This window comes from Bradyrhizobium sp. B039 (assembly GCF_038965675.1).
In the GTDB taxonomy this organism is placed as follows: domain Bacteria; phylum Pseudomonadota; class Alphaproteobacteria; order Rhizobiales; family Xanthobacteraceae; genus Bradyrhizobium; species Bradyrhizobium diazoefficiens.
This window is the reverse complement of sequence record NZ_CP152416.1, coordinates 755,157-767,776: the sequence shown is the minus strand read 5'-3', so window position 1 is coordinate 767,776 and position 12,620 is coordinate 755,157. Positions and strand designations below refer to the sequence as shown.

14 protein-coding genes and 2 pseudogenes are annotated in these 12,620 nt (G+C 59.2%); 5 read left to right on the top strand and 11 right to left on the bottom strand.

Going from position 1 to position 12,620, the window contains the following annotated elements:
• Window positions 1-1,052 precede the first annotated feature (1,052 nt).
• The 6 genes and pseudogenes from AAFG50_RS03570 to AAFG50_RS03545 all read right to left on the bottom strand — a co-directional run bounded on the left by AAFG50_RS03570 (window position 1,053) and on the right by AAFG50_RS03545 (window position 3,687).
• A complete protein-coding gene (locus tag AAFG50_RS03570; RefSeq protein ID WP_011090973.1) occupies window positions 1,053-1,247 on the bottom strand; it encodes a hypothetical protein in 195 nt (64 codons plus the stop codon).
• Window positions 1,244-1,433 (bottom strand): annotated as a pseudogene (locus AAFG50_RS03565) (hypothetical protein). Before AAFG50_RS03565 ends, AAFG50_RS03570 begins: the two are co-directional and overlap by 4 nt.
• A gap of 181 nt (window positions 1,434-1,614) precedes the next feature.
• Complete coding sequence (locus tag AAFG50_RS03560; RefSeq protein WP_011090974.1) at window positions 1,615-1,896, bottom strand: hypothetical protein; 282 nt, start codon at window positions 1,894-1,896, stop codon at window positions 1,615-1,617.
• A 762-nt stretch (window positions 1,897-2,658) separates the two neighbouring features.
• Window positions 2,659-2,889, bottom strand: coding sequence for a hypothetical protein (locus tag AAFG50_RS03555; protein ID WP_016847165.1), 231 nt, complete (start codon window positions 2,887-2,889; stop codon window positions 2,659-2,661).
• Between the two features lie 291 nt (window positions 2,890-3,180).
• Window positions 3,181-3,315: a hypothetical protein gene (locus AAFG50_RS03550; protein WP_016847164.1), complete on the bottom strand. Its 135-nt coding sequence runs from the start codon at window positions 3,313-3,315 to the stop codon at window positions 3,181-3,183.
• Window positions 3,316-3,336: 21 nt separating this feature from the next.
• Window positions 3,337-3,687, bottom strand: a complete 351-nt coding sequence (locus tag AAFG50_RS03545; RefSeq protein ID WP_161170744.1) for a hypothetical protein — start codon at window positions 3,685-3,687, stop codon at window positions 3,337-3,339.
• Between the two features lie 483 nt (window positions 3,688-4,170).
• Between AAFG50_RS03545 and AAFG50_RS03540 the strand changes: the two genes are divergently transcribed.
• The 5 genes from AAFG50_RS03540 to AAFG50_RS03520 all read left to right on the top strand — a co-directional run bounded on the left by AAFG50_RS03540 (window position 4,171) and on the right by AAFG50_RS03520 (window position 9,340).
• Complete coding sequence (locus AAFG50_RS03540; RefSeq protein ID WP_223153798.1) at window positions 4,171-4,596, top strand: hypothetical protein; 426 nt, start codon at window positions 4,171-4,173, stop codon at window positions 4,594-4,596.
• 359 nt (window positions 4,597-4,955) lie between these two features.
• Window positions 4,956-5,525, top strand: a complete 570-nt coding sequence (locus AAFG50_RS03535; RefSeq protein WP_016848068.1) for a helix-turn-helix transcriptional regulator — start codon at window positions 4,956-4,958, stop codon at window positions 5,523-5,525.
• A 196-nt stretch (window positions 5,526-5,721) separates the two neighbouring features.
• On the top strand, window positions 5,722-7,275 hold the full coding sequence (locus AAFG50_RS03530) for a phosphomannomutase/phosphoglucomutase (RefSeq protein ID WP_049801880.1): 1,554 nt from the start codon (window positions 5,722-5,724) through the stop codon (window positions 7,273-7,275).
• 41 nt (window positions 7,276-7,316) lie between these two features.
• The gene (locus tag AAFG50_RS03525; protein ID WP_125459388.1) at window positions 7,317-7,535 is read left to right on the top strand and encodes a hypothetical protein; all 219 of its coding nucleotides are present in this window, start codon (window positions 7,317-7,319) and stop codon (window positions 7,533-7,535) included.
• Between the two features lie 683 nt (window positions 7,536-8,218).
• On the top strand, window positions 8,219-9,340 hold the full coding sequence (locus tag AAFG50_RS03520) for a LysR substrate-binding domain-containing protein (protein WP_011090981.1): 1,122 nt from the start codon (window positions 8,219-8,221) through the stop codon (window positions 9,338-9,340).
• On the opposite strand, the gene AAFG50_RS03515 is transcribed toward AAFG50_RS03520, so the two are convergent.
• The 5 genes and pseudogenes from AAFG50_RS03515 to AAFG50_RS03495 form a co-directional block, all read right to left on the bottom strand.
• Window positions 9,304-9,399: a hypothetical protein gene (locus AAFG50_RS03515; protein ID WP_301309069.1), complete on the bottom strand. Its 96-nt coding sequence runs from the start codon at window positions 9,397-9,399 to the stop codon at window positions 9,304-9,306. The two genes, AAFG50_RS03520 and AAFG50_RS03515, sit on opposite strands and share 37 nt — an antisense overlap.
• A gap of 246 nt (window positions 9,400-9,645) precedes the next feature.
• Complete coding sequence (locus AAFG50_RS03510) at window positions 9,646-10,347, bottom strand: MFS transporter (protein WP_011090982.1); 702 nt, start codon at window positions 10,345-10,347, stop codon at window positions 9,646-9,648.
• 61 nt (window positions 10,348-10,408) lie between these two features.
• Window positions 10,409-10,873, bottom strand: a pseudogene (locus AAFG50_RS03505) (MFS transporter); the annotation flags it as partial.
• A 100-nt stretch (window positions 10,874-10,973) separates the two neighbouring features.
• Entirely contained in the window at window positions 10,974-11,570 is a 597-nt protein-coding gene (locus tag AAFG50_RS03500) for a ribbon-helix-helix domain-containing protein (RefSeq protein WP_161170741.1), read from the bottom strand.
• An 8-nt stretch (window positions 11,571-11,578) separates the two neighbouring features.
• The gene (locus AAFG50_RS03495) at window positions 11,579-12,520 is read right to left on the bottom strand and encodes an alpha/beta hydrolase (protein WP_011090985.1); all 942 of its coding nucleotides are present in this window, start codon (window positions 12,518-12,520) and stop codon (window positions 11,579-11,581) included.
• Window positions 12,521-12,620 lie beyond the last annotated feature (100 nt).

The window sequence follows — 12,620 nt, the reverse complement described above, 5'->3', positions numbered from 1 at the left end:
CGCCCACCGTTGTGTTCCTTTTCAAAACTCGAGCCGGCGCTGTCCGTATCTAACCCAGTGTCCGAACCTGATTTAAGGGCCTAACATGGTAGAAGGCAAGCCAGCGGGGAAAGGCGATCCCACGTCCCGCGCGGGCAACAGGAAGGCTGAGCCATTGATCAACATTGCTGAGTGCCGCGAGCAGGCTAACCACTACAAGAGACTTTCTGGCGTGAGCGGCATTTCCAAGGATCGCGCCGCCGCCCTGAAAAACATCGCCCGAAGTTTCGTGGGTTTGGCTGGCCAGCTGGATAGACTGGCTTCCCGTGCGAGGAACGAGCAGAGGTAAGCAGCCTCAGCTGATGGCCTTAGTTACCAAGGTCGGCGGTTCTTTTTTTTGACCTTGGGAAATTTACGGTGGGCGCCGGTTCACGCTGGTGGGCCTAGCACTCCCGGCGCTCAAATCCGCAATTGGATCGGCAACCGGGAGCATTGGGGCTGGAATTGCCATGCCCAGCCATGTCGGCCCTCCAAGTGACAATACGTAGAAAACCGAAGTCCGGTAGTTGTCCGGACTCCATTTTCGGAACGGGGTGTTCTACTGAAGGAACACCGGCGCGATTTGAGCACTAATTTTTTTGTTATTCCGGGAATGCCGCAGTGGGGCTGGAACCACGCTGCGGCTTTTCCCATTCGGGGCGTACTGGTCCCAGCTGCGTTCCGTCGGGCAAACACTAACCTTTGACCCCTGCGGTAGCCTGCATCATAACTGTCACATGAAGAAAGGCGACGTGACGTGCCCTGATTGTTCGGCGGGATCTCGCCGGATCGAACTTGAATCCCGCAAGGGCAACGCCGGGCACTACAAGTGCCTGATCTGTGAGCGCGTCCTAGAGGTCTTCGACGGCTCCCGGGAGATTGCTTATCGGCTCGCCGTACAGCCGTCCGACTTGCATCCTGTGAGAGAGTAAGGCCGCCTCAGTTGGCGGCGCCTTATTGGTCCCTCTTCAGCTTGCGCCGGCCCCAGTGAGGCTCTTTGCCCTTCGGGTTAAACTCCGGGACGTGGTGGCGGTTCAATGCCCGCATGACCCCGATGCTGGCAAACATACTCGGGCCTCCACCTTCATCGCGGCTTGCCATTCCGATGCGGCGTGCTCTTTCTTCGGCGACGCGGCGATGTACTCGCCGGCGTCGAGCTGCGTCACCAGTATGCGATCGCCGATCGTGATCGGATCCTCGAAACGCCGACCCCAGCCTCGTTCCGTCATTCCTTCCGCTTCAGCTCAGGTCTCGCGGCAGCAATGGCGCGTTCAACCTCGTCGGCCAGAACTGTCAGATGCTCGGCCAGCCTTGTGAACATCTCGCTTCTTGGGTTCAGTAGCAAGATCGCGGATCAAGGCGCACTCGGCAGCATCCGTGCGGAGCTTTTCTAACTGAGCCTGCATGTCCTTCATTGCGACCGGTTCCGTTCCCGATGAGGAACTATACCGCTTTGGGCACAAGTGGACAGAACTGATTGCCGGTTTTTCCTATGCTCGTCACCACCTGGCGACCCCATTACCGCCAAGGTCACCTCCAACGGCCCCGGCCTCCACACTTCAAAAGCCCCCATGGCCGGGGCCGTTTTTAAGGTGGCTACCGATAGCCCATGTCGCCGATCGGCCCTTTTGCGTTCCAGTTGAAATCCGGTCGTACGTCTGCGCCGCGCCCGGCGCAGGCGGTGCAGACGAAGCGCGGCTCGACATCTGACAGCCGAACATCGTCGGGCCAGCGATCGGTGCCGAGCGCAACGTGACGGCCGCAGGGGCAATACATGAGGACGCCGCGCAAGCCCATCTCGCGCATCTCGCCAAAGGTGATCTTGATTGGCCGACCCTCGGCGTGCGTGGGCGTGTGGCGGCGGGCAGGGTGAGGCATGCCGAGATCCAACCGCTGCGCGGGCGACAGTCAAATTATCGATTACTGGTGGCTCGGACCGCGCGCGAGCTACTGCGCGTCGTGGGTGTGGAAAAGCGCTCACTGCGATCGACAGCGGTTTTGCGCCCGCCGGCCGAGGCGGTGAACGACGAGAGCGCGGGGCTTCGGTCCCGCGCCCAGATCAGCGGAAAATGGTTGTTCCTATATTGAAGGGCTGACGGATCCGCAGGGCTCATGGGTTAGGAGCACGTGCCCGTGCCAACATTCACGGTGCGTTTGGGCGAAGCCAATCAAGGCCAGGATAATCAAAGCCACTGCGACGCATCCGGCTACAACGTTCTGCATCATGGCTGCCACTCCAGGTAAACTGTGACTGGCTTACTCGGCCAGGCTCCGCCTCGCTGCCGCGCACCGCGCTGGGCGCCCGGTCACCGAGTGATCACCGCGGACGGTGACCGGGCGGACAAGCTATCTGGCGGGCCTTCTCAAAGCGGCGTGAGAATCTGCCAGATGACCACCAGCACCACGACCACCATCATGACGTAGATAATCCTACGGCCGGTCTGGTTTATTTGGCTCATCGGATCACCCTGCACGGTTTGCCCTTCTTGCGCAGTGGCCCGCCATCTGGTGTCGGCCCTCCGAGGTGCAAGGCCCACATGATGCCACCCCCCAGCTTGCGCCCGTCTACCTCGATCGGATCATCCTCGAACGGGCGCCCCAGCCTTGATCGGTCATTGCCACGGGCTGACACCGCCTGCGCTATCTGGCGAAACCGGAGTCTAGAAGCTTCAGAGTCGAAATCGGCCACTTGCCGTCGTGGCCACCGATCGAGATCCGGAGCCCGTGCACCTCGTCAAGGAAGACGTGATCAACCGTCCCCGCCTTACCGTCGGTCAGGATAGCCCCCCTGCCGATTAGCTCCGTCTCGGCAGCATGAAGTTCTCGAAGGATGTTCGTCGCTCGTTTGGTCCAGTCATCGGACATGGTCATGCCCTACGCGGCTGGCGGATTAGTGAAGATCAGTCAGAGCGGCAGATGCATTGAGGCCATCGGCGCTTCGCGCGAATCAGTGCCGCCAACCGTCCTTGTCGAGCTCGACCCTGAAACCTTCCGGCAGCCGCGGCGTCTCGCCTTCGGTCACGACTTGCAGCGCGGCTTACTTCGGTGGGCGCAAATCGCCTTGAAGCCACCGGCCATTGGAATGCATGGAATCTTCATGCGCTGCGAATGTCGTAAGTGCGTGATTGCAGACAGCGCAGCGAAACCTGTGCAAGTCCACGCTTAGGCTTGCTGACTGCGAATGTCGAGTTCGGCCGCGTCGATCAACGCTTTGGCGGCGGCAAATTGCCCAATTAGCGTGTCGAGAACGGCGGCTTGGGCTTGGATGGTGGCGATGTTGGCAGCGATTGTTGCCATGATGGAGCATTTCGTTTTTTGCTAGGTGGGATCGTAGTCGGTCGCAGCGAAGCCGCCGAACGACGGCCACGGTGCTGCGGGTTCAGGCGCGGGCATGATCGGCTTGTAAGCCGGCTTCGGCAGCGGCGGTGGTGGTGACGGCGGCGCAGGTGGTGCGGCTGGCGCTGGCTGCTCTACACGCGAAGGGAGAGGAGCAGACGCGACCTTCACGATCGGCGGAGCCGGAAGCGCTGGAAGAGATGCTGCGCGAGCCTTGGCGCGATCGATGCGCTCTCCCAGTCCTTCCAACAGGCTAAACTCAACCCGCTCCTGGAACGCATTGACGCGAACATGCTTGCCGATCAGCTCCAGGCGGCGCAGTCGATCACTCAACCTGATCTTCTTGACGTGACCGACTTGCCTACGCTCCTCGCCCGCCCCTTCGTATAGCGCGTCGATCTCGACACCGGCAACGAGGCCTTGCCGCCAAATTTCCGGCCAAGCGTCTATGGGCTTGAGGTCGCCGCGCTCGTCGTACAGGTCAGCAAGGTCGGCTTCAGCTTCATCGGCTAGCGGCGACGATGACGAGCAGGGCCCGTGAGTGCCTCGGGCAAACGAACAGCTCTCAGCTAGCGATCGGGCTTTGCGCGCCCCTCAGAATGTCTTGCTTTCGGCAGAACAGGGCGCAACATCTGGCTTGCCATATTCACTGTCCGGACGGCGCCCGCTGGATTCATTGTACGTTACGTACAGAAGCGGCGCGTTACGAACCCAATTGACCCTTCAGGGCTGTCCCTAGAGAAAGGACATCAAATCACAGCGCTCCGCGGAGTCAGCTATGCTCCACCGCAGGCACGCGGTTAAGGAGGAGAGGATTTGATTTCGAATGAGATTCTGCCGATGATCAGCGAAACGCTCGCCGCCATGCGAACCCACCGTAACCGCATCCACCGCTATCGCCGTTTGCTTGAAACAGAGGTCGCGGGGCTTGACCGCCAGTATGTCGAAAGACGTCTGTCCGAGGAGCGATGTGCTCTCGACGCGCTAGTCTCGGCTATTTTTCCCTTGGTTTTCAAGTTCCCAAAGGCATCTACGCCTCCTAGGGAGATCGAAAGCAGTGGCGTACCAGAGCCCGGAGCCACTCAGGGTGAAGCCCGCTCTGCGTTAGAGGGTTCGCGGCGCGAGGCAAAATCAGGAGGCGCGTTCAAGAGAGCCTGCCGTGATCAAATTCAGCACAAAAATGGGAAAGTTCGCCGGATTTGTGCAGGCAGGACTGCGAAGATCAGCGGCTTCTTCCTATGACTAGTTAGATTTTCACTTTTGCATCGATCGCGCAGCTCGAATGCCGGCGAAGAAGCGCTGAATTCGAACGGGCAAACGCAGCGAGCGCTTATTCATCGCGCGCCCGAAAGGTCCGTAGCCTACGGACTCAGTCTGAAACTCTAGAAATTAGTGCGAAACATATCTCAAATGGGACTGTCCACTTTGACGCACGCAGCTATAAGTTGAGACATGGGACGATGGCGTTTTCAGCATTAGTTATGCGAACCATTTTTTGAACTGTTGCTATGCTTGAGGGTGACGAGAGAACGGGGGCAGGTCCGAAAGGAGCTTTGTTTTGCCCGAGTGAATTGCGCATCGCTCGTGGGGAACGGCCCAGTATGATTGGTACGCTTGATCTATTGGGCCGGCCTGCGATTTTGATCGATCAGAATGGCTTCGTGGCGGCTGTCAACGACAACGCGTCGAAGCTTTTCGATGACGATCTATCGGTGAAGGGACGGCGTCTGTTTGCAGCGGATGCTCAGTCACGACTGAGGCTGGACCGACTGATCACTCAGGTCCGCTTTTTGTCTGGCAAACCGGGCCGTAGCACCTTGCAAACAGTTGTCACCCGGAGTCAGCGCCGGCCGATTGTCATTGATGCCATCGTTCAGGACTGGGAAAGTGCAGGCGATCCCCTCCTCCCGGACATGGGCGCCCTTCTGATCCTGACTGATCTGAATGAAATACCTCGCGTCTCGCAGAGCTCTGTCATGGAGATCTTTGGATTGACTCCCGCGCAGGCTCGTCTCGCATCGCTGCTGGTGGAGGGAAAGTCGCTGGAAGAAATTGCATTTTATATGAACATTTCGTCGGGGACAGCGCGAAACCATCTGAAAGCTGTCTTTTTGCGAACCGGGACCAGGCGGCAAGCTGAGCTAGTCTCGCTATTGTCCCGGCTTCTATAACCCCGCCCATCCAAACTGGCCGGCCGGCTGCATTCTTCTCGCTGTGCAGGTCAACGTTTCCTGGTTTTCGATGACGGAAAGCTGACCAAGACTTAGCCAACAAGCCTACCTTGTCCATTGTGTGATGCCCGCGATACCTCGGCCTGGGCATTCGCTATGGCGGCGGTCAATTCCTCGCATTTCTGAGATTGTCTCAATGTTCCCCAAGCCGAAATCCGTCTTGTTGCCCAACACCTATGCCTTCGAATCCGAGCCGATGGTGAAGGCCACGGGTTTTCGCGAATACGACGCGCGCTGGTTGTTCCAGAAGGAAATCAACCTGATGGGGATCCAGGCGCTCGGCATGGGGCTGGGCGCGCTGATTGCGGAGCTCGGCGTCAAGCAGGAGATCGTCACCGGCCATGATTTCCGCGGCTATTCGGCCTCGATCAAATATGCGCTGATTTCCGGCCTGATGGCTGCGGGCTGCAAGGTGCACGACATCGGGCTCGCGGTGACGCCGATGGCCTATTTCGCGCAGTTCGACCTCGACGTGCCCTGCTGCGCCATGGTCACGGCCTCGCACAACGACAATGGCTGGACCGGCGTGAAGATGGGCGCCAACCGCCCGCTGACCTTCGTCCCCGACGAGATGACGCGGCTGAAGGAAATCGTGCTCAACGCCGAATTCAAGAACAAGGCCGGCGGCTCCTACCAGTTCCACGAGAACTATCCGGCGCGCTACATCGCCGACCTCACCAGCCGTCCGAAGCTGACCCGCAAGCTCAAGGTCGTCGCGGCCCGCGGCAATGGCACGGCCGGCGCGTTCGCGCCGCAGGTGCTGGAGGCGATCGGCTGCGAGGTGATCCCGCTCGACACCGAGCTCGACCACACCTTCCCGAAATACAATCCGAATCCGGAAGACATGGAGATGCTGCACGCGATCCGCGATGCGGTGCTGCATCACAAGGCCGATGTCGGTCTCGGCTTCGACGGTGACGGCGATCGCTGCGGCGTCGTCGACAACACCGGCGAGGAAATCTTCGCCGACAAGGTCGGCGTGATGCTCGCCCGCGACATGTCGGCGATCCACAAGGACGCGCAGTTCATCGTCGACGTGAAGTCGACCGGCCTGTTCGTCACCGATCCCGTGCTGCAGAAGCAGGGCGCCAAGGTCGCTTATTGGAAGACCGGCCATTCCTACATGAAGCGCCGCACCCACGAGACGGGTGCGCTCGCGGGCTTCGAGAAGTCCGGCCACTTCTTCTTCAACAAGCCGTATGGGCGCGGCTATGACGACGGCCTGGTGTCGGCGCTCGCGATCTGCGACATGCTCGACCGCGCGCCGGGCAAGTCGATGGCCGATTTGAAGAACGCGCTGCCGAAAACCTGGTCGTCGCCGACCATGTCGCCGCATTGCGCCGACGAGACCAAGTACGGCGTCATCGACCAGGTGGTGAAGCATTTTGAAGGCTTGCAGGCCAAGGGCGCCAGGATCGGCGGCCAGGCGATCCGCGATCTCGTCACCGTCAACGGCGGACGCGTCACGGTCGAGGACGGCAGCTGGGGCCTGGTGCGCGCGTCCTCGAACAAGCCCGAGCTCGTCGTCGTGGTCGAGAGCCCGGTCTCCGAGCAGCGCATGCACGACATGTTCGAGATGGTGAACAGCGTGCTGCGCACGCATGCCGCGGTTGGGGAATACAATCAGAGGATCCAAGGTGGCCTTGCTGGGCCGATCCGGCAGGCGAGGACCGATACCGAATTTGACTAATTAAGCTCGTCCAAGTTTCCGTAATCTATTTGGAGCAAGCCGTGACAACCAATCTTGTTTCTTCAGGCACGACCACGCTCAGTTCAAACTCCTCCAACAACTATCTCGTCTATGGTTCTGGCGCGCTTGTAATTGCTGCCAGCGTCATGCTTCCGGGACAATCCCTAGCGGGGATGACACCGCCCCAGTCGCTGTATCCAACCGTTCGCGCCAGAAGGGTGGAGCAGATGAGAGCGTTTCGGGCAAGATTCATCGAATAGCCGCGAAAAACGGCGTGCGTCCTTGGCATTAATCCCTCCTGGGCTCTTCGACCCGTAATCCGCGCGCCCCTCCTCTTCCAGGGGCCGTAGTACTGAAAGGCTAATCGCCATTTTTTGGTCTCAAGCGCCCTTTCACGCTGAAGTTGGGTAAGATTGAGTTACCCCGAAAATCGGTAGCAGAAAAGGAATTGCGGATTAGAAGAAAGGCAAGGCGGGCAGCTAGGCCTTAACTTGGATAGGTGGGAGGCTTTCATCCCGATGATTCAGTTATACTTCTAGTTCGCTCAGGCCGCCTGAACTGTCGTCAAAAACCTGTCGACTTCGATCCTCAGTTGCGCGCCGTTGGCGGACAGCATTTAGGCGGACAACCAAGCTGACCTGAAGCTCAGTCGGTTTCTGTTGCCCTGTCGCAAAATTACCTCGTGTAGGATCACACGCTCGGTCACAAAAACGGATTTTCCCCGTTCTACCCATTTCAATCGAAAAGACTGCTTCTCGGGTCGTTCGGGAGGCTTTTTCATGATCGGGTTGGGTTGGCGATTGGTTCACTGTCATTTGGAATCATAGCAGTTTACCCGAAACATGAAGTTAGAAGAGCTTGCGCTTCTCGTGCCTCCAGCGAGCCTAGGTACCGAGCAAATGGCGGCAGGGTCTTAACCGGCCCGGAGGGCGGATGTCTTTTGATGGCCCTTTCGAGGCCGAATTGGCGGGTTGAAGCAGCGCAAGCAAATGAAAGGCAAACTTGCCAAACTTTTTTGGCTCCAGCCTCGCCCATTTTTGCGCTTGCCAAATTGGAAGATCCAGAAGCAGCGCAAGCAAATGGCGTGCGCCATTCAAGACAAAAATTGGTCAATTGGTCACCGGCAACTTACCCTAGGGTTTCGACCGTGCCTGTGGAATTTCGAGACCTGCGCTGGGCGATCGTCGCGTCCAAGCACCGAAGCCTCCGCCAAGCGGCAGAGGCGCTCAGAATCAAGCAACCCACTCTTAGTCGCGGCCTGCGCAATCTCGAATACAGGTTGGGCGTCACTCTGTTTAAGCGTACCAATGGCGGCACACGACCTACCGTTGAAGGGCAGGAATTCCTCGAAGCTGCCCGGCGTTTCGTTGATGAGACGGAAGCAATCACGGTTCGTGGCAAGAACCGCTCGCGTGGTGAGAGCGGCCGATTGACCATCGGCATCCACACTTCCCTGTCAGCCGGCAATCTCCGGGCCACTCTCATCGAGCACCGGCACCGCTTCCCCGATGTCGACAGACAACTGGTTGACGGAGCGAGCGACCATCTGATTTCGGATCTCGCCAGCTCCGCGATTGACGTCGCCTTTGTGGCCGGCCTCAGTCCAAGGTGGAGCGACAGGTCATTGTTGCTCTGGAGCGAGCGTGTCGTTGCCGCCCTCCCCGCGAACCATCCGCTGACAGGTCGTGACGTAATTCACTGGGGCGAACTGAGGCACGAATCGCTTTTGATGTCGCAGCGAGGCCCGGGACCGGAATTCCTGAAGCTCCTTGACAGCAAATTGGGGTCTTCCGATCCTTGCCCGCTGGTTCGCCATGATGTGGTGCTCGACCGTCTTCTCTCCTTGGTCGGCGTGGACTGGGGCATTCTACTGGTATTGGAAAGTGCGACGGGCGCAGTCTATCCGGGTGTCACCTTCCGCGAGGTGCATGATGCCGAGGGGCCGACGCGGCTGAGCTTGCGCGCTTATTGGCGGCAGGACAACGCTAATCCATCGCTGCGTCCGTTGCTCGACCTGCTTCGGGAGCGCTATCCTGATATTTCCGCTGCCCCAGATGCGAGCTGAACAGCATTTCGTCGGGCCTTCGCAAAGGCGCGGTCGGTTGCGATAAAGCGCCCAACCATTGGCGATCAACTTGGCAGCCTTGGTCGGCGTCGTCGCGCCGCCGCTACGCGTCAGAATCGGCATAGCTTTGAGATCCCTGAAGACTGCAGCATCTGTTCGAGCATCGGCATCGGGGTGTCACGATCACCCCTGGGGGGCGGCATTTCCTGGACGAGGTGCGTCGCGGTGTCGAACATTCGCCGGTGCTTGCTGTGATCGCTCACAGTCCCGGCAGGCTGAACCTTGGCTGCCGCCGACTCGCGCCCCTAATCGCTGAACCTAGCGCTCGTCGACGGCCGAAGCACCCACGGGAAAGCGAACCAGACCCATGCGATGATCTGAAGGACAAGATTGAGGAAAAAGGCTATCTGGTACGCGATCTCCGGATAATGCCCCGCCTGAGGCGTCCAATGTTCAAGGACGACGCCAGTGGCATATTGCAGGACAAACGCTCCACCGATATGGAACACGTTCAGCGCAGCATTGGCCCGTCCGGCAAGCTCTTTCGGGAAATAACTAGCCAGGATCGCATAGCTAAGCACCGTAGCTGCGCCGACGGCGGCCACAGCGGCCCACAGGACGTATGATGACAACGGCCATCGCAGGATAATCGCGAATTGCACGGCAATGAACATAAGGCCGACGACCGCGAGGAGCGCCTCTGTTCCAATGCCATAGCGACGCAGCCGATCAGCCAGAACGCCTAGCAGGAGCGCACCCAGGCTGAGCGCGACGGTCATGACAAGCAAATGTTGCACCAAAGCAGCGCGATCAAGTCCCTCGACGTCAGTGAACCACTGCGCTGCCCAAAGTCCCTGCAGCGCCCAGGCGGTGCCGACGGAAGTCGCTGATAGCGGCGCCAGACGCCAGAAATGCGGATCGGTATAAATCTTCTTCAAGCTGGCCACGGCTGTTCCACGCAGGACCGGCGTTGCCGATGCACTCTCCGGCACCAAGAGATAGATCATCGAGATAGATCATCGCCGAACAGCCGGCCGTGAAGACAGCTAACAATGCGAAGAGCGTCCTCCACCCAACCCAAGCCAGCAACCACTGCGCCGGCGAGGTCGTGGTGACTGCTCCCAATGCACCGAGCATGACCATCAGGCCGTTGAGAAACGGAAGACGGTCCTTCGGAAACCAGAGAACGAGGGCTTTCAATCCGGCGGTCAGGCTCGCGGCGACGCCGAGACCGAGTAGCGCCCGGCCTAGAAGCAGCATGAGCAAATTGTCTGACGTAGCAAACAATGCGGCGCCGACCGCAGCAGCAACCAGCAGCACGCTCTGGATCAGCCGCGGACCATATCGATCCAGAAGGATGCCGACGGGTATCTGCGCTACCGCGAAGGTGAGAAAATAGACCGAAGTCAGCAAGCCAAGATCACCAGCGTCGAGCCCCAATTCCGATGTCAGGGGAGCGGCGATCAAAGCGTTGATTGTCCTGAAGAGGTACGAGAGGTAATAACCGACAGCAAAAGGTAGAAACACCCGCATGACAAGTGCGGAGACACCCATCACGTCTGCAACTGATCGTCGCGGCACGTAGGTGCGGCTTGGGCTAGGCGGCCGCGAATAAGGCGTGGTTTCAGCGCCGTTAGATCTCTCGCTGTAGCGGGATGTTGGTCCGGTCTGGAAAGGTTCGAATGCTGCCGCCCTCCCGCACGGCAGCATTCGGCTCTGACCCGCCATCAACCGTGTCGGACAGACGACGGTCTGGTTCTGAAGACCTGCAATTCGTGCGGCGATCCGCGCTTGCCGCAAGGTGGCTCGCCCAGCGGTTCTTATTCGTCACGAGGCGCCGGTTCATCGTCTCCCGGAGGAGGGATGTCCCCCGCTCAACACGACGTCCTACTTGCGCAGCGAACTCATCGAAGCGTTCTGAGCCCACCACAGTCGCCATATGCTGCTCTGCCGCCGATAACGAGGGCGTAACAGCCAAGTGAAAGCGCGCGTGAAGGGCGACGGCCTCATTCACCATCTTGAGATCGGCACCGAGACGCCCGATCTGATCGTTCAACTCAGTGAGGCGGCCTGCCACGATCGCGAAATGTTCAGCAGCGTTATCGGATTCGAGAAAGCTATCGAGCGCGGCTTCAATAAGTTCTGACTTTGTGACTCCCGTGCGTGTAGCCGCGGCGGTCAACCGCGTTGACATGGATTCGCTGAGATGAACGCCGGTCCGGGATTTCATGAGAGGACTCACTGTGAAGCGCCTGGAGTGTTGCAGTAACGGGCCACTGCCTTCGTGCGTGTATCGCACGTCATCTCAAGTTTCAGATCGGATTCAGCCTCAATTTCCGGATGCCCGCGGCGCCAGCTCCCACGCTCGACGGCGGCTAGAAAGCTGTCGAGCTGAGCATTGAATGCTGTCGGCTCTTCCAGATTGATGGTGTGGCCGGTGTTGGGACAGATCCAAAGACCGGCGTTGGGAAGCACTGCTTTCAGCATCAGGTTAGTCTCAAGGCAGGGCGCGTCTTCATCGCCCAGGGCCAGCAATACCGGTGTTCGCATCGTTGAGAACTGATCGGCCAGATCATGCAATGGCGGTCGCACCCCCTGACAGCGCGCCATCGTATTCGACATACCTAGCGGTGAGTGGTGACGCAGGCGTTCCTGGAACTCTTCCCAGCTCCGTGTGTCCTTGTATTTGAGTTGAATACGAGTCTGACCATGCGCCATTCTCCGGGCCATCGCGTCCATCCCGCGCTCGATGAAAGCCCGCGCGAGAATGGAGGTTTCTCTCGACCAGGCGTCCTGCTGGGAAGGAGCCGATCCGGATCCCACACCGGCCGCGACAATCGCGCTGGCTCTCTTCGGATAGCGTAATCCGAACTGCAAGGCGGCATATCCGCACATGCTCAATCCGACCAGGTGTGCGTGTTCGACAGCGAGGCCACGCATGACGGCGGCGATGTCGTTCACAGCGAGCTCCCAGCCATATAGCGTCGGATCGTCAGGAACGTCGCTGGGGGCATATCCGCGAGCGTTGAAAGTGATGCAGCGATAGGCACGAGAAAAGTAGCGAACCTGGGTTTTCCATCCGCGGCTATCTGAGCCGAACTCGTGCAGGAAAATGATCGGATGACCTTCCCCGGCTTCCTCAAAATAAAGCTTCACACCCGTGGCATCGATATATGGCATCTGACTTCCTGTTCACCTGAACGCGTCTACGTGAGCAAAATGCTGGTCTATGACCGGATTTGACTTGATGGGCTTTCGTCCCGGCCGTTTCTGCAAGGCA